Here is a 25,581-nt window from a genome sequence, read left to right on the forward strand (position 1 = left end):
AATTGTGAGATTCAGAAGATCACGGGTCGGTGAGAACACGATACCGAAACAGGTAGAGGGGAACAAAATTTTAGAAATCACATGGACCGTGATCCCGATTTTGCTGCTCATTATTCTTGTGATCCCTGTCGTATTATATACGCTTGAGCTTGCAGATACATCACCAATGGATAAGAAAGGCCGAAAAGCCGAGGATGCTCTCGTAGTCAATGTCCGGGCAAATTTATATTGGTGGGAGTTTGAATATCCTGATTACGGCATTATCACAAGCCAGGAGCTGATTGTGCCGACAGACCAGCGTGTATATTTTAATTTAAAAGCTTCAGATGTAAAACATTCCTTCTGGATTCCTTCTGTTGGAGGAAAACTTGATACGAATACGGATAATGAAAATAAGTTTTTCCTGACATTTGATTCAAAACGAAGCAAAGAGGCAGGAGATATGTTTTTTGGGAAGTGTGCAGAGCTTTGCGGCCCTTCACACGCGCTGATGGATTTTAAGGTAAAGACGATGTCTGCAAAAGAATTCCAGGGCTGGACAAAAGAAATGAAAAACTATAAGTCTACAACAGAGAGCGATTTGGCTAAGCAGGGCGAAGAACTGTTTAAAGAGAAGAACTGTCTGAGCTGCCATGCAGTAGAGCCGAATGATAAGCGTGCAGAAGCAGCGAGAACGGCTCCTAATTTGGCGACCTTCGGTGAAAGGGCAAAAGTGGCAGGGGTGAAAGACGCCAACGAAGAAAATGTGAAGGCTTGGCTGAAGGATCCTGAGAGCATAAAACCGGGTAACAAAATGACAGGAACCTATCCGAAGCTCTCAGACAGTGAAACAGATGCGCTTTATGAATACTTAAAAGGCTTAAAAACGGAAAGCAAGTAGGGAAGAAAGGGAGATATTGGGGGAGGTCACATATGTTGAATGCGCTTACAGAAAAACGGACGCGCGGATCTATACTTTGGGATTATTTGACGACGGTGGACCATAAAAAAATCGCAATTCTTTACTTAATCGCCGGGGGATTCTTCTTTCTTGTCGGGGGAATTGAAGCGATGTTTATCAGAATTCAGCTTGCAAAGCCGGAAAATGCTTTTCTCAGTGCCCAAGCGTACAATGAAGTAATGACAATGCACGGGACGACAATGATCTTTCTGGCTGCGATGCCGCTTTTATTTGCCTTGATGAATGCGGTCGTTCCCTTGCAGATTGGGGCTCGTGACGTTTCATTTCCATTTTTAAACTCGCTCGGTTTTTGGCTTTTCTTTTTCGGGGGCATTTTCTTAAATCTAAGCTGGTTTTTGGGCGGAGCGCCAGACGCGGGTTGGACGTCATACGCCTCACTTTCGCTTCATTCTGAAGGGCACGGGATAGACTTTTTCGTCCTCGGGCTGCAAATATCGGGGCTTGGGACGCTGATAGCCGGGATTAACTTTTTGGCCACGATTATCAACATGAGAGCTCCCGGCATGACGTACATGAGGCTGCCTTTGTTCACATGGACGACATTTGTAGCCTCAGCATTGATTTTGTTTGCATTTCCTCCGCTTACGGTCGGATTGGCTCTGATGATGCTGGACCGGCTGTTCGGCACCAATTTCTTTAATCCCGAGCTTGGCGGAAATACGGTCATTTGGGAACATTTATTTTGGATCTTTGGCCATCCGGAGGTTTATATCTTAATTTTGCCTGCATTCGGTATATTTTCAGAGGTCATCCCTGTGTTTGCCAGAAAGCGTTTGTTTGGGTATTCATCAATGGTTTTTGCCATCGTGCTCATTGGCTTTCTGGGCTTTATGGTTTGGGTGCACCACATGTTTACGACAGGTCTGGGGCCGATTGCAAATGCGATTTTTGCGGTTGCCACAATGGCTATCGCGATACCGACCGGGATTAAGATTTTTAACTGGCTTTTGACGATCTGGGGAGGAAATGTGAAGTATACGACAGCGATGCTGTATGCCGTCTCATTTATTCCGTCCTTCGTGCTCGGCGGTGTGACGGGTGTCATGCTGGCAGCAGCAGCTGCTGATTATCAGTTCCATGATACGTATTTTGTGGTGGCGCACTTTCACTATGTCATTATTGGCGGCGTGGTATTTGGCCTTTTAGCGGGGGTTCATTTCTGGTGGCCGAAAATGTTTGGTAAAATTCTGCATGAGACGATGGGGAAAATTTCATTTGTATTGTTTTTTATCGGCTTTCACCTCACGTTTTTCATTCAGCATTTTGTCGGTTTAATGGGGATGCCGCGCCGGGTTTATACGTTTTTGCCAGGCCAGGGTCTTGAAACCGGCAACTTGATCAGTACAATCGGGGCGTTTTTTATGGCGGCAGCTGTTATTCTTCTGCTAGTCAATGTCATTTGGACATCAGTAAAAGGCGAATATGTCGGAGCTGATCCATGGCAGGACGGACGTACCCTTGAATGGACCGTTTCTTCACCGCCGCCTGAGTATAACTTTAAACAGCTTCCTTTTGTCAGAGGGCTTGATCCGTTTTGGATCGAGAAGCAGGCAGGACACAAATCAATGACGCCGGCTGAACCGGTTGATGATATTCATATGCCAAACGGCTCAATCCTGCCGTTCATCATTTCCTTCGGCCTTTTTGTCGCAGCGTTCGGGCTGTTGTACAGAACCGATCACGCTTGGGGGCTGCCGGTGATCTTTATCGGACTCGGCATCACATTTATTACGATGCTGCTTCGTTCAGTAATTGATGATCACGGCTATCATATTCATAAAGAGGAACTGCCGAATGATGATAAAGGGGTGAAGGCATAATGCAAATTGAAGAAAAATTCACCGCAGAAACCTTTCCAGCTTCTCCCGAAAAAGTAACGCTGGAAGGGAAAAATAAATTTTTAGGCTTTTGGCTTTTTCTTGGGGGAGAGACAGTTTTGTTCGCGTCTCTCTTCGCAACGTTTCTTGCACTCCGGAATTCAAATGCCGGTGATCCGCCTACGACGGAAATGTTCGATGTAACACTTGTGTTTATCGCCACAATGCTGCTATTAACGAGCAGTTTAACGAGTGTGTACGCGATGTACCATATGAAGAACTTTGCTTTCGGCAAAATGCAGCTTTGGCTGGGAATTACGATCTTATTGGGGGCTGGCTTTTTAGGACTGGAAATTTATGAGTTTAAGCATTACACCCATGAGTTTGGCTTTACGATCACAAGCTCTGCGCTCGGTTCCGCGTTTTACACGCTTGTCGGTACACACGGCGCCCACGTGGCATTTGGGCTTATGTGGATCAGCACGCTGATGATCCGTAATGCCAAGAGGGGGCTGAACTTGTATACGGCGCCTAAGTTTTATGTTGCCAGTCTATATTGGCACTTTATTGATGTCGTGTGGGTCTTCATCTTTACCGTTGTATATTTAATGGGGATGGTGGGATAAACATGGTCGGTAAAAAAAGCAGAGGGCATATCAACAGCGACCTTGAATTTAAGAAAAAGAAGCACGCTCAGGAGATGAAATATCAGGTTCTGTCTTTTGGTTTAATGATCGGTCTTACGATTGTTGCATTTCTGACAGTGGCAACGGACGGTGTAGGCAGCTGGTTTACGATTCCTTTCATTATTTTGCTAGCTGCAATTCAAGTCATTTTCCAGCTGTATTATTTCATGCATATGAATCAAAAAGGGCATGAGGCGCCGGCAATGTTTTTGTATTCAGGCATGTTTGTCGCGTTCATCACTGTGCTTGCGTTTGTCACAATTATATGGTGGTAATTTGAACAGCCGCCGGAGGTGAAGAAATGAATCAGCTAGAGGTATTTGGGTTTCGCGCGATGTGGAGCCCTTATCTTTTTTGTATCCTGTTGGGCATTACAGTGCTTTATCTCTATTTTTACAGGCGAATGTCTTCAAAGCCAAATCGAATAACGGGTAAACAGATGGTGTGCTTTCTATCGGCGATGCTGTTTTTATATGCAGCCGAGGGAAGTCCGGTTGATCTGCTCGGACATATTATGTTCAGCGCGCATATGGTGCAGATGGCTGTCCTGTATTTGGTCGTCCCGCCGCTATTGATCGCGGGAATTCCTGCATGGCTTTGGGAGAAAATCATTTTCAGGCCTGCCATTAAACCTGTTTTTTCATTTTTCACGAAGCCTTTAATTGCTTTGCTTTTGTTTAACGGCATTTTTTCTTTATATCATGTTCCGCTTATATTTGATACTGTCAAAACAGATTCGTTATACCATACATTAATGACTTGGCTTATCTTTGTGCTTGCGTTTTTGATGTGGTGGCCGCTTGTTCATAAGGTCGAGCGTCTCGGGCAGCTCAGCGGCTTGATGAAGCTGGGATATATTATGGCGGACGGTATGCTGCTTACGCCTGCTTGCGCGCTGATCATGTTCAGCGGCGCGCCGTTATATGCCACCTATACAGATCCGTCTGCGTGGGCTGAGGCAATGAAGCTTTGTGTGCCTGCGGATATGATGGGGCAGGTCCCATTAACAGGACCAGAGATGTTAAATACACTGCCTTTATTAGAGGATCAGCAGCTCGGAGCAGTTATGATGAAAATCATTCAGGAAATTGTGTACGGCACTTTTTTGGCGATTGTTTTTTTCCAATGGGTGAAGAAAGAAAGGGAAAAGGACGGGCAGGAGGAGCCACCGTATATTCAGCAAACGATATCATAAAAGGTACAGCGAAAATGCTGTACCTTTTCATTACATTTGAACTGTTTTTAACATGTCGGATATGTCCTGAATCAGTGCTTTGCTTTTTGTCACAACCTGTACGGGAAACTCTTCCGTTTCTCCATATTCTACTCCGTGCGGGTAGTAATGCTTGCCTAAGAGAGGGGACATTAATTGAATCACGGCGCGGCCGCTTCCAACATCGCCCTCTGCCGCAATGCCCTGTATCCGCAGGTAAAACGTACCCTCAATCGTCGAAAACTTCTTGTCATAGGTGACTCTTTCGTAATCCCATTGACCCGCTCTGACGAGGCCTTTGCTTTCCATCAAGTCGTCTAGCCAGCTGAGCTCAGCCTTTACCCCTTCAAGTCCGCTTTCAGTAAACTTCAACACTGACCCCTCCTTATAAAAATTACCTTTCCTGACAATCATAGTATGAAAGCGTTAAACTTTCAATGAATCTTCTTCTTTTGAAAGTATGCAAAAATTAAATTTTGACGACAATAGCACTAGACTAAAGGAGGTTATACGGATGACAAAAATAAAAGATCTGATGACAGCCGACTTGCAATATTGCACGGTATTAGATAATGTATATGAAGCTGCGGTAAAGATGAAAGACGCGAATGTAGGGGCGATTCCGGTAGTTGATGAGGATGGAGAAACACTGGTCGGCATCTTGACCGACCGCGATCTCGTGTTAAGAGGAATCGCCATAAAAAAACCAAACTCGCAAAAAATCACTGACGCGATGACCGAAAAACCTGTCAGCGTAGATGAAGATGCTTCAGTCGATGAGGTTCTTCATTTGATGGCATCCCGTCAGCTCAGAAGGATACCTGTTACAAAAAACAAAAAGCTGACTGGAATTGTCACGCTTGGTGATCTTTCTTTATCTGAGCAAACGAATGAACGTGCCGGCAGCGCCTTATCGGATATTTCCGAGGGGGATAATAGAGAAGAAGGCTTTTTTCATTAACACATAAATCTTTGACATGTTAAATAGGCTGTATTGTAATGAGATGTAAGGTAAGACATAGTGATTCGCTACGGGGGTGATTGATTGAAAAATATCTTGAGAGCGATGGTTATCCTCTTGATTATCTGCGGAACTTATGTTCTGTTTATTCAATATGGATCTGTTCCTGAAAAAAAATCAAATGATAGCGAGCCTCAAGTGTCTAACGAGGAAGCGCAAAGCGGCAAACGAATACATATGCCGACCTCAGGATTATTGTCCTTTATGGGCAAGTCCGCCGATGATGTAATGAAAAAGCTTGGGGAACCTGAACGCATTGACCCTTCAGCTTATGATTACGATTGGTGGGTATACAATCAGGGAAAGGACCAGTATGTCCAAATTGGGGTATTAAACAATAAAGTGGTCACATTATTTGCTACTGGGAATGATATTAACGCGAAGCCTTTCAAAATTGGTGAAACAACCGGAGAAGTATTCAAGACGACCCAGGTGGCACCGTTTGTGAATGTAGAGTATAAAGGAAATTCCTATCGGTTTGAGTTTTCTGAAGAGGATATCAATACCAGGCCGACTGTTAAGGTAGGAAAGATGTATGTCCAGCTGTATATGGACAAATTTGAGGGGAAGCTATCCAGCATCAGGGCGTTTGATGCGCAAACCTTTGTAAAGCAAAGACCTTATGAGGTTGTGTACCGCGGTGAATTAATGAAACCGGAATCTGTTTCAGATGATAAGTGGAAAAAGATCCAAACGACGAGTGAAAAGCAAATACTTGATTTGACGAATGTCATACGCGTCAAACATGGGCTTGCAAAGCTTGAGTGGGATCATCCGACGGCGGAAGTGGCCTTTGGACATAGCCAGGATATGAAGGAAAATAATTATTTCTCCCATGTATCTAAAAAATACGGCACGCTGAAAGACCGCTTAGAAGAAGGGCATGTTGACTTTCAGCAAGCGGGAGAAAATATTGCATATAATTATGTGGACGGCCCGGCTGCTGTAGAAGGCTGGCTGAATAGTGAGGGCCATCGAAAAGCGCTTCTGAATTCAGATTATACGCATCTCGGTGTCGGAGTAGACCGAAAATATTACACTCAAAATTTTATTAAGCGATGGTAATGAAAAGCTGCGGACGAATGGTTCCGCAGCTTTTCTTATTTTCACAAAAGCTTAATGATCTGAATGCATGTGTCTTTGCATGCATAAGAGCTGCAGCAGAATAAATGTGTTGTTTTCCTTTTCTGACAACATGGCTGCTGAGGAGGCAGATTCCCATTCCTTCAGTAAGGCTCTTTCACGAGTGTATGGGGCAAAGCTGAAAATTCATTTGGGAACGAATATAGGCGAACACAATGCCTGACAAAACGATACATTGTAGTAGGTATCGATTTTCGGAGGGGGTGAGGATTGTGGCGAATCAACATGCCAATCATTCAATCAATGACTTTAAACAATTCGTCAAAAAGCATCCCAAGCTGATAAAAGAAGTACGCAAAGAACAAAGAAGCTGGCAGGACGTATATGAAAATTGGGTCCTCTTCGGGGAGAGCGACCCGATTTGGGATCCGTATCGGGAACCGGAAGAAGCTGCAGAAGCTGTGCCTGAAACAGAGCAAAAAAATGATTTTGTCTCTAAAATGGTGACTGCGGTGAAAAAGATGGATGTCAACCAAATGAACGAACAAATCAATAAAATGAGCCAGTCGATCTCATCGTTGCAAAGTCTTCTTCATACATTTTCCGGGAGCAGCCAGAAGCAATCTCAGCCAGGCTCTGGACAGCATCCTTTTTCTTTTCGAAAGGATTAAAAAAGGGGAGCTCATATGCGCAAAGAGGTTCAGGAATTTATTTTAGCAAACGAAGAACGGAAACGATTCATCAGAGAACAGCCGATATGGTACCGCAGACTTTCGAGAAAACCGGATGATCTGTCCTCCTTTCAGCTTGAGATGATGAACTTTTATGAAAAAACCATACCGCACCGGGTGAACCAATTTACGAACGGGATTCAAATGGCGCAAATGATGATGCAAATGTTTCAAGCGATGCGGACAAAAGATTAAAAGGCCCGAAAGAGGGTCTTTTTTCATGCTGTAAATGCAGGGAGATTGTTTTCGGGCTTGCGGTTAAGCATTTTCCAATTGGCTGGTTTCGTGGTAAACTAACAACTGGAGGTGCGTGCTATGTATGCGACGATGGAATCCGTGCGGCTTCAAAGTGAAGCTCAGCAGCTTGCCGAGATGATTCTGCAGTCGGAGACGGCTGAGAACTACCGCAATTGTTACAAGCGTCTCCAAGAAGATGAAGAGGCAGGGCGGATTATTCGTTCTTTTATCAAAATAAAAGAGCAGTATGAGGATGTACAGCGTTTTGGCAAATATCATCCTGACTATAGAGAAATATCCCGGAAAATGAGGGAGATCAAGCGGGAGCTGGACCTGAACGATAAGGTGGCTGACTTCAAGAGAGCTGAAAATGAGCTTCAGTCTATTCTTGATGAGGTTAGCGTCGAGATTGGGACAGCTGTTTCGGAGCATGTTAAAGTTCCGACTGGGAACCCTTATTTTGACGGTTTGTCTTCATGCGGAGGCGGCTGCGGTTCAGGCGGAAGCTGCGGATGCAAAGTGTCCTGACGAGACTGGCCGTCTCGTCTTTTACATATAAGAGAAATCAGGCAGGTGATTGTATTGGAGAATAGGCGCCAGGGCATGATTGTGTATCTGCATTCCCTAAAGCAAAGCAAAATGCTGAGGAAGTTCGGAAATGTGCACTATGTATCAAAACGCTTAAAATATGTCGTGCTGTATTGCGATATGGACCAAATTGAAAAAACAATGGACAAGATTGCGTCTTACTCTTTTGTGAAAAAAGTAGAGCCTTCTTATAAACCGTTTTTAAAATTGGAATTCGAGTCAAAGCTTGATAAAGCAAAAGAATACGATTATAAAATCGGCATATAGCTGTATAAAAAAATCCCCGCAGACTTCTGCGGGGTCCTTCTATTCCTTAACATGTTAAGGAGAAGGCAAAGGGAGAGGAGAAACCGGAGGAAGAACTTATGGGGAAACGTAAGTCTTCTCCGCGGTTGGCAACAACATCCTCTAGATGCTGTTGCTTATAGTATGGACAAGGATCAGTCCGCCTATACACCTGTTTATTAGAATTAGCATTCATTGTTTGAAAGAATGCTTTATGTTAAGATAGGATTGATTTTTTTCTATGTACATAGCGGCGTCCGGCCGAACAAAGAAACAAAATAGCTTTTAGAAAAAGTGGTGTGGAACATGAGAGTAATTTCTGGATCAAAAAAAGGCCGTTCACTAAAGGCTGTGCCGGGAACATCAACTAGACCGACAACCGACAAAGTGAAGGAATCCATTTTCAATATGATCGGCCCTTATTTTGATGGGGGCAGGGGACTTGACTTATTCGCAGGGAGCGGAGGTCTTGGAATCGAAGCGCTTTCACGCGGGTTTGAGCATTGTATATTCGTTGACCGTGATTTTAAAGCGATTCAAACGATAAAATCAAATTTAAAAACGCTGGAGCTTACAAAACATGCCCAGGTATACCGGAATGATGCGGAACGGGCTTTGCACGCTGCTGCAAAAAGAGAAACAGGCTTTCGCGGAATTTTTCTTGATCCGCCGTACAAGGAACAAAAGCTAAAAGCGCTTTTAACGATGATTGATGAATATCAAATGCTGGAAGAAGACGGCTTTATCGTTGCTGAGCATGACAGAGAGGTCGAGCTTCCCGAAACCGTAGGAGATCTTGTGATGGCAAGAAAAGAAACCTATGGACTTACAGGTGTAGCGATTTATAAAAAGAGGGGGTAGTGATGTGGCGAGTATAGCTGTCTGTCCCGGCAGTTTTGATCCGGTGACCTATGGGCATCTGGATATCATCAGACGCGGGGCGCATATTTTTGAACAAGTGTATGTATGTGTGCTGAATAATTCTTCGAAAAAGCCTTTGTTCAGTGTAGAAGAGCGGTGTGAGCTCCTGAGAGAAGTGACAAAAGACATTCCGAACATAACAGTTGAAACGTCGCAGGGACTGTTAATTGATTATGCAAAAAGAAAAAAGGCGAAAGCGATTTTAAGAGGCTTGAGAGCGGTATCTGATTTTGAATACGAGATGCAGGGGACTTCCGTAAACCGTGTGCTTGATGAATCCATTGAGACGTTTTTTATGATGACCAACAATCAATATTCGTTTTTAAGTTCAAGCATCGTAAAAGAAGTGGCAAGATACAATGGATCGGTCTCAGAGTTTGTGTCGCCGGAAGTAGAGCTGGCGCTTCAACAAAAATTCAGACAAGGATGAGGGTTTTGACTCATCCTTTTTTTGTTCCGTTTGTCAGTCTGTAAGAAAAAATGATAATGTACGTAAACAGCGCGCATAATGTGACAGCGGGTCCAATCTGCACAAGCAGATTCCAGCCGTTTATAAATGCAGTTGGCATTTCGCTGCTATTAAGAGATTTAAATACATACTGATACGGATCATGCCATGCCGTGTAAAGCGGTTTCCATAAAAGCATGACGAAGGCGGCGGCATAAACGCCCTGCAGCAAACGTGCGATAAAGAATGGTTTAAATCTGATATCGGTTTCCGATAAAATACCTGCCACCTGAGCTTGAACGGAAAAGCCGCTAAACCCGAGAATAAAACTGACGACAATGGCTTTTTGAAGAAGAGAGACATCTGTCTCGCTGACAAGCTTGCTACCTAACGTGATTTCAAACATCCCTGATAAAAGGGGAATGTCCAATTGAGCCGGAAGCTGAAACAAAGTCAGCACGCCTTTTGTGAAAACAGACAGAATATCAGTCAGCTGCACCACGGACAACAGCCGGTTAAAGACAGAAAATAAAATAATAAAGCCACCCACCATAAGAAGGGTTTGAACAGAAGAGGTCACGGCGTCGCCTAAAATTTTGCCCAGAGGCCGTTTTTCCGCAAGTCTGGCGGTATGCAGAGCGTGTAAAGCATCTTTGATCGAAGGAAAAGGTATTGTTTTCTTCCCTCTGAGATGCTGCTCTTCCTTGCGGCCATAGGAACGCATCGTTAAACCGACAGCCAGATTCCCCAAATAGTGTGCAGAAGCCAATAAAATGCCCAATGACGCGTTTTGAAAGAAACCGACGGCAACAGCGCCGAAAATAAAGAGCGGGTTTGAAGAATTGGTAAACGACGCAAGCCGTTCTGCTTCTACTCTTGAAATCTGTTTTTCCTGCCGCAGACGGGCAGTGAGTTTTGCTCCCGCTGGGTTTCCTGATGCCATTCCCATAGCAAGAACAAAGCCGCCAACACCGGGCACGCGAAAGATCGGACGCATAAAAGGTTCAAGCAAAACACCGACAAACCGCACAATGCCAAAACCAATTAAGAGTTCAGACAGAATAAAAAATGGCAGCAATGACGGAAATACAACCTCCCACCACATAGAAAGCCCGGTTTTAGAGGCTTCGAATGAGGCCTGCGGATGTGAGATGACAGTCGCTGTTAAAAAAAGAAAAAACGAAGCAATCAAAAGTGTATTAATCTTCGACAAGTTCATTCTTACCTCCCCGATGCTAAAAATGCCCAATGACATGTATTCATGATAAAATAATGTATGACACGAAACGGCCAAGCAGTACCTGTCCTCTTGATTCTTTGTACTAATATACGAGCATAGGGGTTCAGTTTAGACCATAGAATTCGGTATACAGGGAATTCAGGCAGGAGGTTAACGCGTTGGCCAAACCTAAAATCGGGTTAGCGTTAGGATCGGGAGGGGCCAGAGGGCTCGCTCATCTCGGTGTGCTTTCCAGTTTACATAAGCACCAAATTGAAGTAGATATGATTGCGGGGAGCAGCATGGGCGCTTTGGTGGGCAGTTTCTATGCCGCCGGCCATGATGTGGCAACGATGAGAAAAGTCGCCAAAGCCTTTAAACGGCGGCTTTATGCTGATTATACGATGCCCAGACTAGGTTTTCTAAAAGGTGACCGCGTCAGGCAGCTTGTACATGCTTATACATTCGGAAAACCGATCGAAGAGCTCCAAATCCCGCTGGGCATTGTTGCGTGTGATTTACAGACAGGAGAAAAGATTGTGTTCCGTAAAGGATCAGTATCAGATGCGGTGCGGGCCAGCATCAGCATACCGGGTATTTTTATTCCGCAGAGGCTGGACGGACGCCTTCTTGTAGACGGCGCGGTCGTCGACCGAATTCCGGTTTCTGTTGTAAAAGACATGGGGGCTGATATCATCATCGCCTCGGATGTCTCCAGGGTTCGAAAAACCGAAACGGCGGCGCATATTTTTGATGTGATTATGCAAAGTATGGATATACTGCAAAATGAATTGGTGCGACATCAAACGATCGCCGCAGATATCATGATTCGCCCTTCTCTTGAAACATACAGCTCAAGCTCGTTTGCCAATATTGAAGCAATGATATCGGCAGGCGAGGAGGCGACAAACCGATTAATCAGCAAGATAAGAAAAGAAATAGAGAATTGGGAGGGCTCATAACTTGCTACGTAAAAAACATTTTAGCTGGATGCTTGTCATCCTCATTCTGATTGCCGTTTTATCATTTATAAAACTTCCATACTATATTACAAAACCGGGAGAAGCGACAGAACTTGCTTCACTGATAAAAGTGGAGGGAGGCTACCCGGAAACAGGGAGTCTGTCTTTAATGACTGTCAAAGTGGGGCCGGCTAATCCGTTTACATATGTGTGGGCAAAGATGCACCCTTATTATGAAATTGTTCCTGATGAGAGCATCAAGGAAGAAGGTGAATCAGATAAGGAGTATATGAAAAGGCAGCTTCAAATGATGCAAAGCTCGCAAGAAAACGCGGTTATAGCCGCCTATCATCAGGCAGGAAAAAAAGTCACCTATTCCTTTAACGGCATATACGCAAGCTCGGTTGTGGAAAACATGCCTGCAAAAGGGAAAATAGAAGTCGGTGATAAAATCATCAGTGCAGACGGCAAAAACTATCAGTCTGCTGAAAAGCTGATTGATTATATCAGCAGCAAAAAAGCTGGAGATAAAGTCACGTTAAAAATCGAAAGAGAAGAAAAAGTAAAGCGTGTCGCCCTTACGTTAAAACAATTTCCTGATGAGCCAGATCGGGCAGGAATCGGAGTTTCGCTCTATACGGACAGAAACGTCAAAGTGGAACCTGATATTGATTTTGAAATCGAAAATATCGGCGGCCCGTCAGCAGGTTTAATGATGTCACTTGAAATCTATAATCAGCTGACAAAAACAGATGAAACAAAAGGCTACGATATTGCGGGAACAGGTACGATTGATGTTGATGGAAAAGTAGGCCCGATCGGCGGCATTGATCAAAAAGTCGTCGCCGCAGACAAAGCTGGAAAAGACATTTTCTTCGCGCCAAATCAAAGCGGCGCCAGCAATTCCGATTATAAAAACGCAGTAAAAACAGCAAAAGATATTGACTCAGATATGAAGATTGTGCCTGTTGATACGATGCAGGATGCGATTGATTATTTGAATAAGCTGAAAGCGAAAAGCACCTGATCCTCAGGTGCTTTTTCTATATATTTAAAAAATGTTGTTCATCCTCGTCATATCGAATCGGTGCATGTCCGTATTCTTGCAGGTCAAACTCAGTTCTTAGCGGCTCTTCTATCGGCATGCTGTAGATTCTGCTTGCTTTTATGTCCAGATCGAGAGCTGGATGGGAGAAAGAGGACAGTTTGCTGACAAGCGGAACAGACAGCGCTTTTTTCTTTTCCGATAAATAAGCCTGTCCTTTTTTCGTCATGCCGAGCAGCCTGATATAAGGCACCTCTTCGTCTTTAAGCAGCTTGTGCATATCCTGTTTTTTCGTTCTGGTTAAAATGTGAGTGTTCATCCGCTGGAGTCTTGTCCACGTATAACGTTTTGTTTTCAGCAGCTCCATAAATTCCTGATAGGAGCTGGCTTTTCTGATCGAACGTAGAATTCTGTGCTCTAAGCCTTCCTCCACCTCGTATACTTGCTGTAATTCCTGTGATGTTACAGTTGAAAGGCTGTATTTTAAGTAAGAAAAATAGCTTTCAGGTGTATGCCACAGTCCGAAAGATTTGCGGTAATGTGCTAATTCACGTGCAGATGCAGCAGGAAGAAAACGAAGGCAGGCATCAAGACTCTGTTCAATCATCGCTTTTCTGATGCTTGTGGCACTTGCGATATAGTTTTCGCCTTCAGGAAGGTCGGCATCATGATAGTCCGAGGAGATGCGTGCTGTAGTACTAGGTTTAATCGAATATCCCCCGGAAAGAATAGAAGTTACATAATGATATCCCAGAATGTTATTTGGTTTTGACAAATCAAGTGCACTTTCGGTATGTAAAATGGAGTTGAATGCGATAGCTGCCGCGGCTGGATAACTGGCACCCTTTTTAAGTTCTTCTTTAATACGCTGATCAAATGTATGTTTATGCTCATCAATAAGCTTTGCTGTTTCTAAAAACGGCTCAATATCACCATTTTCACTCCCGAAAAACAGCGCCTCGCATCCAAGTTTGTTCAGGATGGAAACACTGCCGCGTGCAAAAATGTCCGCTTTTTGCACCGCATAAAGATATGGCAGCTCAATGACAACATCGACTCCGTTTTGCAGCGCCATTTTTGTTCGGGCCCATTTTGATACTACAGCCGGTTCTCCGCGCTGTAAAAAATGTCCGCTCATTACCGCAACAGCCGTGTCGCATCCGGTTTGCCGCTTTGCTGTTTGGGCATGATAAAGGTGACCGTTATGAAAGGGATTATATTCAACCACCAATCCGACAGCTTTCATATTTTTTCCGCCTTTCTTGCTATGTTTAAAAACGTATGGTACATTTGCAAATGAAAACTCTTACGTCTTATTTTTATTTTAAGTGTATGCATCGCATATTCCGCTGTCAACGATACTTCAATGGCAGCATTATGCTGTAAAGAAAAAATATTGACAAAAACAATCTTAAAAGCTATAATCATGTTTGTTGCTTTCATGAGGTGATACAAATGAAATGGACGATTTATCAGCTGCATCAAATGCCGAAACAAAGTTTTGAGTTTGATGAAACAGTTGAGTTAAATGAGCTGACAAAGGTGAATTCTGACATTCGCCGCATTTCTCCCGTTCGGGTGAAGGGCAGAGCGGATATCAAATCCAAACAGGTTTCGTTTGATTTTACAATTTCAGGCGAAATGATTTTGCCATGTTCAAGAACACTCGTTGATGTTCCGTATCCATTTGAAATTTCAACAAAAGAACTGTTTATATTTCATCAGACGGATGATATAGAAGATGATGACGTTCACATTGTTGAGGACGATACTATCGACTTAACTCCGATCGTGAAAGAAGAAATTCTTTTAGAAATCCCTATGCAAATCTTTTGTGAATCTGAACAAGAAAAAGGAGCTGCTCCTCAAGAAGGAAAGGACTGGCAAGTCATTTCGGAGGAAGACAAGAAGAATCAAGTTGATCCGAGACTTGCAGCCCTAGAAAAGCTCTTAAAACAAGATGATGAATCTTAACTCTTTAAGGAGGTGGGAATAATGGCTGTACCTTTTAGAAGAACTTCTAAAATGAAGAAAAGATTGCGCCGTACACATTTCAAACTTAATGTACCTGGTATGACAGAATGTCCGTCATGCGGAGAGATGAAATTGTCTCACCGTGTATGCAAAGCATGCGGATCATACAACGGCAAAGACATAAATGTAAAAAGTAACTAATAAGAAAAGCGCAGGGTGAAAGCCCTGCGCTTTTTCTTTTTCTCTCCCTGCCAGCTTGCGGAAAATTTGTGAGTGCAAATAGTCTATCTAATCTATTACCGGCATATGTATGAGATAAATAAGCTGACATGGAGGGAGATTGAATTTGACCATTACAAGACAAGATGCTTGGACTCAGGATGAGGATTTGCTGCTGGCAGAAGTGGTGCTTCGTCATATTCGAGAGGGAGGAACACAGCTTTCCGCCTTTGAGGAGGTTGGAAGGGCGCTGACCAGAACCGCGGCAGCCTGTGGTTTCAGGTGGAACTCGTATGTGAGAAAACAATACCAGTCAGGCATAGAGCTTGCGAAAAAGCAGAGGAAAGAACTGAGAAAGCAAATCGGCGTTCATTCGGTCAATATGCCGAATTCCGTCAAGCAGACTGCTGCGGCAGCGTCAGAAGGAAAACGAGATTTGTCCATTCAGGATGTGATTCAATTTCTCGAACAATTCAAAGAAGCGCCGTCTGCACAAGAATTTCAGCTCGAAAGGGAAAAATTGAAGGAGCAAATCCAATCGCTGCAAAAAGAGCTTGAGGATTTACGGAGTGAAAATCAAACATTGAGGAACCAGCTAGAGATGACAGAAGAGGATTACAAGGCACTGATCGATATCATGGATCGGGCCAGAAAAATGGTTGTTTCAAAAGAAGACGGAAGAATGAAAAAAGCGGCTCAAGAAACGTAATGAAATGCCTGAAATGAACCGGCCCTAGAGTAAGAATAGGCCGGTTGTTTTTATTTCTATGCAGACTCTCCGGGTGTCATTTCATGATCCATATCAGGATGCCAGATGAGCGGGTTTTCCCCTTTGTCCCGCGCCATATCATATTTAACAGTTTCAAAGTTCATTTTATTCCAAAATTCCGCTGATTTCATTCGCGGATTTGTCCGAATCGGCATTTTGAATGATTTAGCGAATTCAACCAACGCTGTCCCGTATCCTCTGTTCTGGTAGCCCGGAAGAACCTCAAGCTTCCACAGTTCCAAGTAATCCTGACGGTTGTCGAAATAAGGATTCGATTTGCCGTTAACTTGATATAGACTCATTCGCGCTACAAGTTTATCCCCGAAATAAATCCCGTAAAAAGGCGAGGTGCTGTCATTTTCAATAATATTATCCTGAAGATCTTCAAGCATTGAAAGCTCCTGAATGCCGTATTCTTTGAATTTCTTGAATTCTTCAAGTGTTTTATAGTTGATGAGCAGACGTTCTACCTTTACCAAACCAATCTCCCCCTTTGTTGTTTCTACATATATTGTAAACGCTTTAATTAAAAAATCCAAATATTTAAACTTTAATTTTAAGCACACGGAATCTTTGAGAAGTAATTTCTTCGTACTTCTGCTATGATAATACGTAAATGCTAAATTGGGTGTGACATCATGAAAATTGGAATTATCGGCGGAGGTTCCGTCGGTCTTTTATGCGCCTATTATTTGTCACTTCATCACGAGGTGACTGTTGTGACAAGGCGGAAAGAACAGGCTGCGGCCATTCAGTCTGAAGGGATACGGCTTTATAAAGGCGGAGAAGAATTCAGCGCTGATTGCAGTGCGGACACGAATATCAATTCGGATTTTGATCTTCTTGTCGTGACAGTGAAGCAGCATCAGCTTCAGTCTGTTTTTCCGTGGCTTGAACGGATCGGGAAAACGAACATATTATTTTTGCAAAACGGCATGGGACATATCCACGACCTAAAAGACTGGCGCGTTGGCCATTCCATTTATGTTGGAATCGTTGAGCACGGAGCTGTAAGAAAATCAGATACAGCTGTTGATCATACTGGCTTAGGTGCGATAAAATTGAGCGCGTTCGACGAAGCTGAACCAGATCGGCTGAACATCTTGCTTCAGCATAACCACTCGGATTTTCCAATTCGTTATGAGACGGATTGGTACCGCCTGCTGACGGGCAAGCTGATTGTAAATGCTTGTATCAATCCGTTAACCGCGTTATTGCAGGTGAAAAATGGAGAACTGCTGACAACGCCAGCTTATCTGGCTTTTATGAAACTGGTTTTTCAGGAGGCTTGCCTCATTTTAAAGCTTGAAGACGAAGCTGAGGCTTGGGAGCGGGTTCGGGCCGTTTGCGGGCAAACGAAAGGAAATCGCTCTTCTATGCTGGTTGACGTCATTGAAGGCCGGCAGACAGAAGCTGACGCTATTATCGGATATTTATTGAAGGAAGCAAGCCTTCACGGCCTTGATGCCGTCCATCTGGAGTTTTTATACGGCAGCATTAAAGCTTTGGAGCGAAATACAAACAAAGTCTTTTGAGCTTTTTCTGTAACATGCTATACTCATTTCGGATAACTAACTATTTATTGGAGAAAGGAAGTTCTAGAAGATGCAGCTAACTGAACTTTCCATCAAAAATCAGAATGTGTTTGTACAGCACTATATAGATGGCAAAGAAGAAATGTCTTCTTTTTTTGATTACAGCATTCATAATAAGGACATCTGGCGCGAAAGACTGAAAGACTTATCTTCCCGTTTTTTCGCAAGAGAGGAATTGGCGGCGTACTTAACCTCATACCATAACAAATTCGGTTCAAGTGCCATGCAGTCTGCTATTGAGAAGCTGAAGGACCCGTCAAGTGCCGCTGTTGTCGGCGGACAGCAGGCCGGACTTTTAACAGGACCGCTTTACACGATACATAAAATCATTTCAATCATTGTGTTAGCAAAGGAACAAGAAAAGCAACTGCAAGTGCCCGTCATACCGATTTTCTGGGTGGCCGGAGAAGACCACGATTTGGATGAGATTAATTTTGTTCATACATCTGAAGAGAACGGGCCTGTGAAAAAAAAGCTGCCTCAGTCTTATTGGAAGAAATCTTCGGCAGCGAGCACATCGCTTGATCAGGAAAAATGTGCCGCGTGGATAGATGATGTATTTGCCGCTTTTGAGGAAACTGACCACACGAATGCACTTCTCGACAATGTAAAACGATGTTTAAGAGAATCTGTTACATTCACTGACTTCTTTGAACTGTTGATCGCGGATCTGTTCCAAGAGGAGGGTTTAGTTTTATTAAATTCTGGAGATCCAGGGATTAAAAAGCTGGAAACGGCCATGTTCCAAAAGATTCTTCGGGAAAATGATGAACTCGCCCGCGCGGTTTCAGATCAGCAGGCCTTCATGCGTGAAGCAGGCTACAAGCCGATTATCGAGTCCGGAAAAGAACAGGCGAATCTGTTTTATGAATATGAAGAAGAGCGTTTTTTAATTGAAAAAGACAACGGCCGTTTTGTCATCAATGAGCTTGATCTCGGATGGTCGATGGATGAACTTTATACACATATGGAAGAGCATCCTGAGCGCTTCAGCAACAATGTTGTGACGAGGCCGTTAATGCAGGAATACCTCATTCCGACTTTAGCATTTATTGCAGGGCCCGGAGAAATCAACTATTGGGGTGAGCTCAAACAGGCCTTTGCGGTGATGGACTTTAAAATGCCTCCTGTTATGCCAAGGCTGAACATTACGATACTTGAACGGCATATTGAGAAAAAACTGCTTGAACGGAATATCGCATTACAAGACGCGATTGAACGCGGAACGGAGAATCAAAGAGAGACATACTTTGAGCATCAGATTCCGGAAGAGTTTACGGCAGTGATGGATCAGGCGAAAAGCCAAATTGAAGCGATTCACAAAACGGTCCGGCAGGAGGCGTTAAAGGTTGATCAAAGCATGGAACCTTTACTCCTGAAAAATGCCGCCTTTATTCAGGATCAGCTTCAGTTCTTAGAGCGTACTGTGACGAAGCGAATTGAAGAAAAAGAAGGCTACGTCTTGAAGGATTATGAGAGAATCCAAAATAGTATTAAACCGCTTCTTGCACCGCAAGAACGAATTTGGAATATTATGTATTATTTAAACAGGTACGGTCCAAAATTCTTCACATCATTCAAAAATCTGCCATTTTCTTTTCAAAATCAACATCAAGTTGTCAAACTTTGAAATAAAGTTTTAAAGAACCCTGACTAGTTCAGGGTTTTTTTTTATGGGTAAACAGTGTAAAATGAAGTTGTGGAGAGAAGTGGTGGATAGTGGTGAGTTAAGGAGAGAAAGTGGGGCAAGAGATCATGTTTATGGGTGAATACCAGCATACCATCGATGCGAAAGGCCGCATGATCGTACCCGCTAAATTCAGAGAAGGCCTGGGTGAGCAATTTGTGCTGACTAGAGGGCTTGACCAATGTCTCTTCGGCTACCCTATGCACGAATGGAAACAAATTGAAGAGAAACTAAAAGCACTTCCTCTCACTAAAAAAGATGCCCGCGCTTTTACCCGTTTCTTCTTTTCAGGGGCGACCGAATGCGAACTGGACAAGCAAGGCAGGGTAAATATCGCATCATCTCTATTGAATTACGCCAAACTGGAAAAAGAATGTGTTGTTATCGGGGTTTCTAATCGAATTGAATTGTGGAGTAAAGTAATTTGGGAACAATACACAGAAGAGCAAGAAGATTCATTTGCTGAAATTGCTGAAAACATGATTGGGTTTGATATATAATGATTCTTCGTGTATAACACTCTAAAAACAATTTCAATTCATCCTGATAAAAGGTGGGACCAACACATTATGTTTCAACACAAGACAGTACTTCTTCGTGAAACCGTAGACGGGCTCAATATTAAACCGGACGGTACATATGTAGACTGCACACTCGGCGGAGCTGGGCACAGTACATACTTATTGCAGCAGTTATCCGAGAAGGGGCGTTTAATCGCTTTTGACCAAGACGATATGGCATTACAGCATGCGAAAGAAGCGTTGTCCGATTATAAAGGGCAGCTTATTCTGATTAAAAGCAATTTCAGGTATTTAAAAGAATGTTTGAATGAACAAGGCATTACTGAAGTAGACGGTATTTTATTTGATTTAGGGGTGTCTTCTCCGCAGCTGGATACACCGGAACGCGGATTCAGTTACCATCATGACGCACCGTTGGACATGAGGATGGACCAGTCGGCCACACTTACGGCGAAAGAAGTCGTTAATGAGTGGCGCTATGAGGATCTCGTTCGTATCTTCTTTAAATACGGCGAAGAAAAGTTCAGTAAACAGATCGCCAGAAAGATTGAGGAGGCAAGAATCAAATCTCCTATTCAAACTACGGGCCAACTGGTCGATCTAATAAAAGACGCGATTCCCGCTCCAGCGAGAAGGAGCGGAGGACATCCTGCTAAACGCGTGTTTCAGGCAATCAGAATTGCCGTGAACGATGAACTTAAGGTGTTTGAAGAGGCTTTGGAGCAAGCAATTGAGGTTCTGAAGCCAGGGGGAAGGGTATCAGTCATTACCTTCCACTCGCTTGAAGACAGAATTTGCAAATCCACTTTTAAAGAAAAGTCGTCACTTCCGGAACTTCCTCCGGGTCTTCCAGTCATACCGGAAGAATTTGAACCGGAGTTAAAGCTCATCACACGAAAACCGATTACGGCATCTCAAGAAGAGCTTGAAGAAAACAACCGGGCTCGTTCTGCAAAGCTTCGGATTGCCGAAAAAAGAAAATAACAAAACGCGAAAGCAAAATTAAAAGGAGGTCATCAGCCTATGAGCAATTTAGCTTACCAACCAGAGAAACAGCAGCGGCATGCGATCAGTCCTGAGAAAAAAGTGATTGTCAAGAAAAGGGCTTCCATTACTCTCGGAGAAAAAGTGCTCCTTGTCCTCTTTGCTGCGGCGGTGCTCAGCGTATCGCTTTTGATTGTATCGAAGGCGTATGCGGCATATCAAACCAATATTGAGGTGCAAAAACTTGAGGAGCAAATTTCAGCCGAAAACAAGCAAATTGGTGACCTCGAAAAAAATGTTGCTGATTTAAGCAAACCGCAGCGCATTATGGACATTGCGAAAAAGAACGGCTTGAATTTAAAAGATAAAAAAGTGAAAAATATACAGGAATGATTCAAATGCCAAAAAAGAATAAATTTATGAATAGAGGAGCAGCGATTCTAAGTATTTGTTTCGCTCTCTTTTTCTTTGTCATCCTGGGTAGAATGGCATATATTCAAATAACCGGAAAAGCGGACGGCGAAGTGCTTGCGACAAAAGCGACAGAGCAGCATGAAAAGAAACGGACCATTGAGGCGAGCCGCGGCTCGATTTTAGACCGAAAAGGAAAAGTGATTGCGGAGGACACAGCGACGTATAAGCTGATTGCCATTCTCGATAAAAAAATGACGACTGATGTTAAGCATCCTCAGCATGTCCAAAACAAAGAAAAAACCGCGGAAGCGCTGTCTAAAGTGATAAAGATGGACAAGGCTGACATCCTTGATATCTTAAATAAGGATGCGAAACAAGTTGAGTTCGGCTCAGCAGGCCGGGATATTACGTATTCGCAAAAGCAAAAAATCGAAAAGCTGAACCTTTCGGGTATTTCATTTTTACGGGATACAAAACGCTACTATCCAAACGGAGTATTTGCGTCTAATCTAATCGGCTATGCCGAGGTTGATCAAGAAACAAATGAAATTTCCGGCGCGATGGGATTAGAAAAAGTGCTGGATAAGTATTTGAAGGAGCGGGACGGATATGTGACATATGAAAGCGACAAATCCGGCTGGGAGCTCCCGAACAGCAAAAATAAAATTACAGCGCCAAAAAATGGTGACAATGTATATTTAACCATTGATCAGAAAATTCAAACCTTTTTGGAAGACAGCATGACAAAAGTAGCGCAAAAGTATAATCCGAAAAAAATCATGGCCGCAGTCGTCGATCCGAAAACGGGCAAAGTGCTTGCTATGGGACAGCGCCCAAGCTTTGATCCGAACACGCGCGATGTGACGAACTACTATAATGATTTAATTTCATATGCGTATGAGCCTGGTTCAACGATGAAGATATTTACACTCGCTGCTGCGATGCAGGAAAACGTGTTTAATGCGAACGAAAAATATAAATCAGGTACGTTTGAAGTTGGCGGGGAACCTGTCAGGGACCATAATAGAGGTATAGGCTGGGGACCGACAACCTATCATGACGGCGTCCTAAGATCGTCAAATGTTGCATTTGCGAAACTGGCGAAAGAAAAGCTAGGATATGACCGTCTTAATCAATATTTACACAAATTCAATTTTTATCAAAAAACAGGTATTGATTTGCCAGGAGAAGTCTCCAGTAAAATTAACTTTAAATATGAATTTGATAAGGCGTCAACCGCATATGGACAAGCGTCTGCAGTCACACCAATTCAGCAGCTTCAGGCCGCAACGGCAATTGCGAATGACGGCAAAATGATGAAACCTTATGTGATTGACCATATTGTTGATCCCGATAAAGATAAAACCGTCTATCAAAATAAGCCGGAATCAGCCGGAACCCCAATTTCTGCAAGCACAGCGAAAAAGGTGCGGGATATATTGGGAGAAGTTGTTACGTCGAAAATCGGAACAGGGCAAGCCTATAAAATCGAAGGTTTTGATGTTGCCGGGAAAACAGGTACTGCGCAAATAGCTGGTAAAGGCGGATATCTAGACGGAACAGATGACTATATCTTTTCGTTTATGGGTATGGCACCAAAAGATGATCCTGAGCTTTTAATTTATGTTGCTGTACAGCAGCCGCAGTTAAAGGCAGGACAAAGCAGTTCAGATCCAGTTTCTGAAATCTTCAACCCAACAATGAAAAACAGCCTGCACTACCTGAACATCGAACCGACTGAAAAATCTGACTCAAATAAGGAAGAAACAAAAGCGCAGACGATGCCTGATTTAACAGATCAAACGGTTACTGCTGCTCAAAAGAAAGCAAAAGAAGAGAATCTCACACCGATTGTCATCGGCAGTGATGTCGCTGTAAAAGAACAGTATCCGAAAGCGGATGAGGAAGTTCTCACCAATCAGAAGGTCTTTCTGAAGACGGGCGGTAAAATCAAAATGCCTGATATGACAGGCTGGTCGAGAAGAGAGGTTCTTCAGTACGGCGAGCTGTCGGGAATTCATATTGAAGTAAGCGGACAAGGCTACGCTGTCAGCCAAAGCGTCAAGAAGGACAAAGAAATAAAAGGAAAAAACGTTATCAAGGTTAAGTTTAAAAACCCTGATTAAAAAGAAAGAAAGCTTGCCGGGGATTTTCCCCATTATGCAGGCTTTCTTTTTTTATACCTTCAGAGGAGCATCGTTCTACCTGTCCAATTACAGGCATAAAATGAAACAAGCCTAAATAAGGAGTGAACGGTCTCTTGCGCGTCTCGAATGTAACGGTTAGAAAACGTTTATTATTTGTTTTGCTTTTTGGCGTGATCGTGTTTCTGATCATTGATACTAGGCTGGGGTATGTTCAGTTTGTGATGGGCGAGAAACTGACTTCGCTGGCGAAAGATTCCTGGAGCAGGAACTTGCCGTTTGAGCCGGAGAGAGGCGAGATTCTGGATCGGAACGGTGTGAAACTCGCAACAAACAAAAGTGCGCCGACCGTATTCGTCGTGCCGCGCCAAGTTCAGAATCCAATGAAAACGAGCAAGCAGCTTGCGGCGGTTTTAAACATGTCAGAAGAAAAAGTATATAAGCATGTGACAAAAAAAGCGTCAATCGAAAAGATAACTCCTGAAGGAAGAAAGATTTCAAATGAAAAGGCGAAAGAAATCAAAGCGCTTGATTTAAAGGGAGTGTATGTAGCGGAGGATAGTATCCGCCATTACCCGTTCGGCAGCTTTTTATCTCATGTGCTTGGATTTGCCGGGATTGACAACCAAGGGCTCCTTGGACTTGAAGCCTATTACGACGATGATCTAAAAGGGGAAAAAGGTTCTGTTAAGTTTTATACAGATGCCAAGGGGAAGAAAATGCCTGATGAAGCGGATGACTACACGCCGCCTAAGGACGGGCTTGATATGAAGCTGACAGTTGATTCAAAGGTTCAAACGATAATGGAAAGAGAGCTTGATAACGCTGAGGCCAAATATCACCCTGACGGTATGATTGCTGTGGCTATGAATCCGAAAAACGGAGAAATATTGGGAATGGCTAGCAGGCCTGACTTTGACCCGGCTGATTATCAATCGGTCGATCCGTCCGTCTACAATCGGAATCTGCCGGTATGGAGCACGTATGAGCCGGGATCTACCTTTAAAATTATTACACTTGCAGCAGCACTTGAGGAGCAAAAAGTAAATTTAAAACGTGATCAATTTTATGATAAAGGGCATGCGGAAGTGGACGGAGCGAGACTGCGGTGCTGGAAAAGAGGCGGGCACGGGCTGCAGACGTATCTAGAAGTTGTACAGAACTCCTGCAACCCGGGGTTTGTTGAATTAGGCGAGCGCTTAGGAAAGGAGAAGCTTTTCAAATATATCAAAGACTTTGGTTTCGGCCAAAAAACGGGAATTGATCTGCAGGGCGAGGGAACAGGAATCTTATTCCCGCTTGACAGAGTAGGTCCGGTGGAGCAAGCGACGACGGCTTTCGGACAGGGGGTATCTGTCACGCCGATTCAGCAGGTTGCAGCCGTATCTGCCGCTGTAAACGGAGGAACGCTCTACACACCTTATATTGCAAAGGAATGGATCGATCCTGTAACGAAAAAAACCGTTAAAAAACAATCACCAATCGCAAAGAAACAAGTTATTTCTGAGGGGACATCAAAACAAATCCGCTATGCATTAGAGAGCGTCGTCGCAGAAGGCACAGGCCGTAATGCATTTGTGGAAGGGTATCGTGTCGGCGGAAAAACGGGAACTGCACAAAAGGTTAAAGATGGAAAATACCTTGAAAACAACCATATTGTGTCATTTATCGGTTTCGCGCCGGCTGACGATCCGAGTCTTGTCGTCTATGTCGCGGTGGATAACCCGAAAGGCACGATTCAGTTTGGCGGAACGGTTGCAGCGCCAATTGTCGGGAATATTATGAGAGACAGCCTGCCGGAGCTTGGTGTGAAGCCTCGGAAAAATCAAATCGAGAAAAAATACCAATGGAACGACACAAAAACAGTAGAAGTTCCGAATGTTGTAGGGATGTCTGTCTCAGATCTTGAGTCACTTTTGGTGAATCTCAATGTAGATGCTTCCGGGAAAGGAAGCAAAATCGTTAAACAATCGCCAGCTGCCGGAACGAAAGTAAAAGAGGGCTCAAAGATACGCGTTTATTTGACTGAAGAAGATGAAAAGGAGGCAGCCGATTAA

General features: G+C 43.7%; 30 protein-coding genes. 25 read left to right on the top strand and 5 right to left on the bottom strand.

Annotation, left to right across the window (positions count from 1 at the left end; genetic code table 11):
• The 5 genes from RAC86_RS11110 to ctaG form a co-directional block, all read left to right on the top strand.
• The coding region (locus RAC86_RS11110; RefSeq protein WP_377885631.1) for a cytochrome c oxidase subunit II at positions 1-880 on the top strand (880 nt) is incomplete at its 5' end.
• A 32-nt stretch (positions 881-912) separates the two neighbouring features.
• Entirely contained in the window at positions 913-2,781 is a 1,869-nt protein-coding gene (gene ctaD / locus RAC86_RS11115; protein ID WP_003238747.1) for a cytochrome c oxidase subunit I, read from the top strand.
• The gene (gene ctaE / locus RAC86_RS11120) at positions 2,781-3,404 is read left to right on the top strand and encodes a cytochrome c oxidase subunit III (protein ID WP_072566228.1); all 624 of its coding nucleotides are present in this window, start codon (positions 2,781-2,783) and stop codon (positions 3,402-3,404) included. The genes ctaD and ctaE overlap by 1 nt, the downstream gene beginning before the upstream one ends.
• Before the next feature lie 2 nt (positions 3,405-3,406).
• Positions 3,407-3,739, top strand: coding sequence for a cytochrome c oxidase subunit IVB (gene ctaF, locus RAC86_RS11125; protein ID WP_014113686.1), 333 nt, complete (start codon positions 3,407-3,409; stop codon positions 3,737-3,739).
• 26 nt (positions 3,740-3,765) lie between these two features.
• Positions 3,766-4,659, top strand: a complete 894-nt coding sequence (gene ctaG, locus RAC86_RS11130) for a cytochrome c oxidase assembly factor CtaG (protein ID WP_014113687.1) — start codon at positions 3,766-3,768, stop codon at positions 4,657-4,659.
• Between the two features lie 30 nt (positions 4,660-4,689).
• Here ctaG and RAC86_RS11135 read toward each other — a convergent pair whose 3' ends face one another.
• Positions 4,690-5,052: a YugN family protein gene (locus tag RAC86_RS11135; RefSeq protein ID WP_014113688.1), complete on the bottom strand. Its 363-nt coding sequence runs from the start codon at positions 5,050-5,052 to the stop codon at positions 4,690-4,692.
• Positions 5,053-5,191: 139 nt separating this feature from the next.
• On the opposite strand from RAC86_RS11135, the gene RAC86_RS11140 reads away from it, so the two are divergent.
• From RAC86_RS11140 to coaD, 8 genes are all read left to right on the top strand, one after another.
• The gene (locus RAC86_RS11140; RefSeq protein WP_072566229.1) at positions 5,192-5,638 is read left to right on the top strand and encodes a CBS domain-containing protein; all 447 of its coding nucleotides are present in this window, start codon (positions 5,192-5,194) and stop codon (positions 5,636-5,638) included.
• A gap of 84 nt (positions 5,639-5,722) precedes the next feature.
• Positions 5,723-6,763 (top strand): CAP domain-containing protein, encoded by a 1,041-nt coding sequence (locus RAC86_RS11145; protein WP_072566230.1) that lies wholly within the window; start codon positions 5,723-5,725, stop codon positions 6,761-6,763.
• Positions 6,764-7,053: 290 nt separating this feature from the next.
• Positions 7,054-7,452 carry a YlbD family protein gene (ylbD, locus tag RAC86_RS11150; protein ID WP_014113692.1) on the top strand — a complete coding sequence of 133 codons (399 nt, stop codon included), beginning with the start codon at positions 7,054-7,056 and terminating at the stop codon, positions 7,450-7,452.
• A 15-nt stretch (positions 7,453-7,467) separates the two neighbouring features.
• Positions 7,468-7,707, top strand: coding sequence for a YlbE-like family protein (locus tag RAC86_RS11155; protein ID WP_014113693.1), 240 nt, complete (start codon positions 7,468-7,470; stop codon positions 7,705-7,707).
• Positions 7,708-7,827: 120 nt separating this feature from the next.
• Positions 7,828-8,277 carry a regulatory iron-sulfur-containing complex subunit RicF gene (gene ricF / locus RAC86_RS11160; RefSeq protein WP_003221370.1) on the top strand — a complete coding sequence of 150 codons (450 nt, stop codon included), beginning with the start codon at positions 7,828-7,830 and terminating at the stop codon, positions 8,275-8,277.
• 54 nt (positions 8,278-8,331) lie between these two features.
• Complete coding sequence (locus tag RAC86_RS11165) at positions 8,332-8,604, top strand: YlbG family protein (protein WP_003221373.1); 273 nt, start codon at positions 8,332-8,334, stop codon at positions 8,602-8,604.
• Positions 8,605-8,928: 324 nt separating this feature from the next.
• Positions 8,929-9,483: a 16S rRNA (guanine(966)-N(2))-methyltransferase RsmD gene (rsmD, locus tag RAC86_RS11170; RefSeq protein WP_014113694.1), complete on the top strand. Its 555-nt coding sequence runs from the start codon at positions 8,929-8,931 to the stop codon at positions 9,481-9,483.
• A 4-nt stretch (positions 9,484-9,487) separates the two neighbouring features.
• Entirely contained in the window at positions 9,488-9,973 is a 486-nt protein-coding gene (coaD, locus tag RAC86_RS11175; RefSeq protein WP_377885632.1) for a pantetheine-phosphate adenylyltransferase, read from the top strand.
• 10 nt (positions 9,974-9,983) lie between these two features.
• Here the strand turns inward: coaD and spoVV are convergent, their stop codons facing one another.
• Positions 9,984-11,210: a dipicolinic acid transporter SpoVV gene (spoVV, locus tag RAC86_RS11180; protein ID WP_072566231.1), complete on the bottom strand. Its 1,227-nt coding sequence runs from the start codon at positions 11,208-11,210 to the stop codon at positions 9,984-9,986.
• A gap of 179 nt (positions 11,211-11,389) precedes the next feature.
• On the opposite strand from spoVV, the gene RAC86_RS11185 reads away from it, so the two are divergent.
• Together RAC86_RS11185 and ddcP are read left to right on the top strand one after the other, a co-directional pair.
• A complete protein-coding gene (locus RAC86_RS11185) occupies positions 11,390-12,172 on the top strand; it encodes a patatin family protein (RefSeq protein WP_072566232.1) in 783 nt (260 codons plus the stop codon).
• Position 12,173: 1 nt separating this feature from the next.
• The gene (gene ddcP, locus RAC86_RS11190) at positions 12,174-13,199 is read left to right on the top strand and encodes a protease DdcP (RefSeq protein WP_072566233.1); all 1,026 of its coding nucleotides are present in this window, start codon (positions 12,174-12,176) and stop codon (positions 13,197-13,199) included.
• 16 nt (positions 13,200-13,215) lie between these two features.
• Here ddcP and RAC86_RS11195 read toward each other — a convergent pair whose 3' ends face one another.
• Together RAC86_RS11195 and RAC86_RS11200 are read right to left on the bottom strand one after the other, a co-directional pair.
• Entirely contained in the window at positions 13,216-14,463 is a 1,248-nt protein-coding gene (locus RAC86_RS11195; protein ID WP_072566234.1) for a nucleotidyltransferase, read from the bottom strand.
• On the bottom strand, positions 14,460-14,645 hold the full coding sequence (locus RAC86_RS11200) for a hypothetical protein (RefSeq protein ID WP_061187412.1): 186 nt from the start codon (positions 14,643-14,645) through the stop codon (positions 14,460-14,462). The genes RAC86_RS11195 and RAC86_RS11200 overlap by 4 nt, the downstream gene beginning before the upstream one ends.
• Before the next feature lie 27 nt (positions 14,646-14,672).
• Between RAC86_RS11200 and RAC86_RS11205 the strand changes: the two genes are divergently transcribed.
• From RAC86_RS11205 to gerR, 3 genes are all read left to right on the top strand, one after another.
• The gene (locus tag RAC86_RS11205; RefSeq protein ID WP_014113700.1) at positions 14,673-15,191 is read left to right on the top strand and encodes a YceD family protein; all 519 of its coding nucleotides are present in this window, start codon (positions 14,673-14,675) and stop codon (positions 15,189-15,191) included.
• A 21-nt stretch (positions 15,192-15,212) separates the two neighbouring features.
• Positions 15,213-15,392 (top strand): 50S ribosomal protein L32, encoded by a 180-nt coding sequence (gene rpmF / locus RAC86_RS11210; protein WP_003154457.1) that lies wholly within the window; start codon positions 15,213-15,215, stop codon positions 15,390-15,392.
• Between the two features lie 145 nt (positions 15,393-15,537).
• Positions 15,538-16,119, top strand: coding sequence for a sporulation-specific transcriptional regulator GerR (gerR, locus tag RAC86_RS11215; RefSeq protein ID WP_061187413.1), 582 nt, complete (start codon positions 15,538-15,540; stop codon positions 16,117-16,119).
• 56 nt (positions 16,120-16,175) lie between these two features.
• Here the strand turns inward: gerR and RAC86_RS11220 are convergent, their stop codons facing one another.
• The gene (locus RAC86_RS11220; RefSeq protein ID WP_014113703.1) at positions 16,176-16,658 is read right to left on the bottom strand and encodes an N-acetyltransferase; all 483 of its coding nucleotides are present in this window, start codon (positions 16,656-16,658) and stop codon (positions 16,176-16,178) included.
• Positions 16,659-16,817: 159 nt separating this feature from the next.
• Between RAC86_RS11220 and RAC86_RS11225 the strand changes: the two genes are divergently transcribed.
• The 7 genes from RAC86_RS11225 to RAC86_RS11255 all read left to right on the top strand — a co-directional run bounded on the left by RAC86_RS11225 (position 16,818) and on the right by RAC86_RS11255 (position 25,581).
• The gene (locus RAC86_RS11225) at positions 16,818-17,714 is read left to right on the top strand and encodes a 2-dehydropantoate 2-reductase (RefSeq protein WP_072566235.1); all 897 of its coding nucleotides are present in this window, start codon (positions 16,818-16,820) and stop codon (positions 17,712-17,714) included.
• A 70-nt stretch (positions 17,715-17,784) separates the two neighbouring features.
• Positions 17,785-19,404, top strand: a complete 1,620-nt coding sequence (gene bshC, locus RAC86_RS11230; RefSeq protein ID WP_072566236.1) for a bacillithiol biosynthesis cysteine-adding enzyme BshC — start codon at positions 17,785-17,787, stop codon at positions 19,402-19,404.
• A gap of 125 nt (positions 19,405-19,529) precedes the next feature.
• A complete protein-coding gene (gene mraZ, locus RAC86_RS11235; protein WP_003221402.1) occupies positions 19,530-19,961 on the top strand; it encodes a division/cell wall cluster transcriptional repressor MraZ in 432 nt (143 codons plus the stop codon).
• 69 nt (positions 19,962-20,030) lie between these two features.
• Positions 20,031-20,966, top strand: coding sequence for a 16S rRNA (cytosine(1402)-N(4))-methyltransferase RsmH (rsmH, locus tag RAC86_RS11240; protein ID WP_014113706.1), 936 nt, complete (start codon positions 20,031-20,033; stop codon positions 20,964-20,966).
• A gap of 39 nt (positions 20,967-21,005) precedes the next feature.
• Entirely contained in the window at positions 21,006-21,359 is a 354-nt protein-coding gene (ftsL, locus tag RAC86_RS11245) for a cell division protein FtsL (RefSeq protein ID WP_003221405.1), read from the top strand.
• Between the two features lie 5 nt (positions 21,360-21,364).
• Positions 21,365-23,506 carry a penicillin-binding protein gene (gene pbpB / locus RAC86_RS11250; protein WP_483861762.1) on the top strand — a complete coding sequence of 714 codons (2,142 nt, stop codon included), beginning with the start codon at positions 21,365-21,367 and terminating at the stop codon, positions 23,504-23,506.
• A 134-nt stretch (positions 23,507-23,640) separates the two neighbouring features.
• A complete protein-coding gene (locus RAC86_RS11255) occupies positions 23,641-25,581 on the top strand; it encodes a stage V sporulation protein D (protein ID WP_014113708.1) in 1,941 nt (646 codons plus the stop codon).

The organism is Bacillus sp. LR_5 (assembly GCF_042709275.1).

Coding starts and splice junctions, on each gene's coding strand:
- ctaD (WP_003238747.1), top strand. CDS start 913: ATGTTGAATGCGCTTACAGAAAAACGGACGCGCGGATCTATACTTTGG.
- ctaE (WP_072566228.1), top strand. CDS start 2,781: ATGCAAATTGAAGAAAAATTCACCGCAGAAACCTTTCCAGCTTCTCCC.
- ctaF (WP_014113686.1), top strand. CDS start 3,407: ATGGTCGGTAAAAAAAGCAGAGGGCATATCAACAGCGACCTTGAATTT.
- ctaG (WP_014113687.1), top strand. CDS start 3,766: ATGAATCAGCTAGAGGTATTTGGGTTTCGCGCGATGTGGAGCCCTTAT.
- RAC86_RS11140 (WP_072566229.1), top strand. CDS start 5,192: ATGACAAAAATAAAAGATCTGATGACAGCCGACTTGCAATATTGCACG.
- RAC86_RS11155 (WP_014113693.1), top strand. CDS start 7,468: ATGCGCAAAGAGGTTCAGGAATTTATTTTAGCAAACGAAGAACGGAAA.
- ricF (WP_003221370.1), top strand. CDS start 7,828: ATGTATGCGACGATGGAATCCGTGCGGCTTCAAAGTGAAGCTCAGCAG.
- rsmD (WP_014113694.1), top strand. CDS start 8,929: ATGAGAGTAATTTCTGGATCAAAAAAAGGCCGTTCACTAAAGGCTGTG.
- spoVV (WP_072566231.1), bottom strand. CDS start 11,210: ATGAACTTGTCGAAGATTAATACACTTTTGATTGCTTCGTTTTTTCTT.
- RAC86_RS11195 (WP_072566234.1), bottom strand. CDS start 14,463: ATGAAAGCTGTCGGATTGGTGGTTGAATATAATCCCTTTCATAACGGT.
- RAC86_RS11200 (WP_061187412.1), bottom strand. CDS start 14,645: ATGATTATAGCTTTTAAGATTGTTTTTGTCAATATTTTTTCTTTACAG.
- RAC86_RS11205 (WP_014113700.1), top strand. CDS start 14,673: ATGAAATGGACGATTTATCAGCTGCATCAAATGCCGAAACAAAGTTTT.
- rpmF (WP_003154457.1), top strand. CDS start 15,213: ATGGCTGTACCTTTTAGAAGAACTTCTAAAATGAAGAAAAGATTGCGC.
- RAC86_RS11225 (WP_072566235.1), top strand. CDS start 16,818: ATGAAAATTGGAATTATCGGCGGAGGTTCCGTCGGTCTTTTATGCGCC.
- bshC (WP_072566236.1), top strand. CDS start 17,785: ATGCAGCTAACTGAACTTTCCATCAAAAATCAGAATGTGTTTGTACAG.
- mraZ (WP_003221402.1), top strand. CDS start 19,530: ATGTTTATGGGTGAATACCAGCATACCATCGATGCGAAAGGCCGCATG.
- rsmH (WP_014113706.1), top strand. CDS start 20,031: ATGTTTCAACACAAGACAGTACTTCTTCGTGAAACCGTAGACGGGCTC.
- ftsL (WP_003221405.1), top strand. CDS start 21,006: ATGAGCAATTTAGCTTACCAACCAGAGAAACAGCAGCGGCATGCGATC.
- pbpB (WP_483861762.1), top strand. CDS start 21,365: ATGCCAAAAAAGAATAAATTTATGAATAGAGGAGCAGCGATTCTAAGT.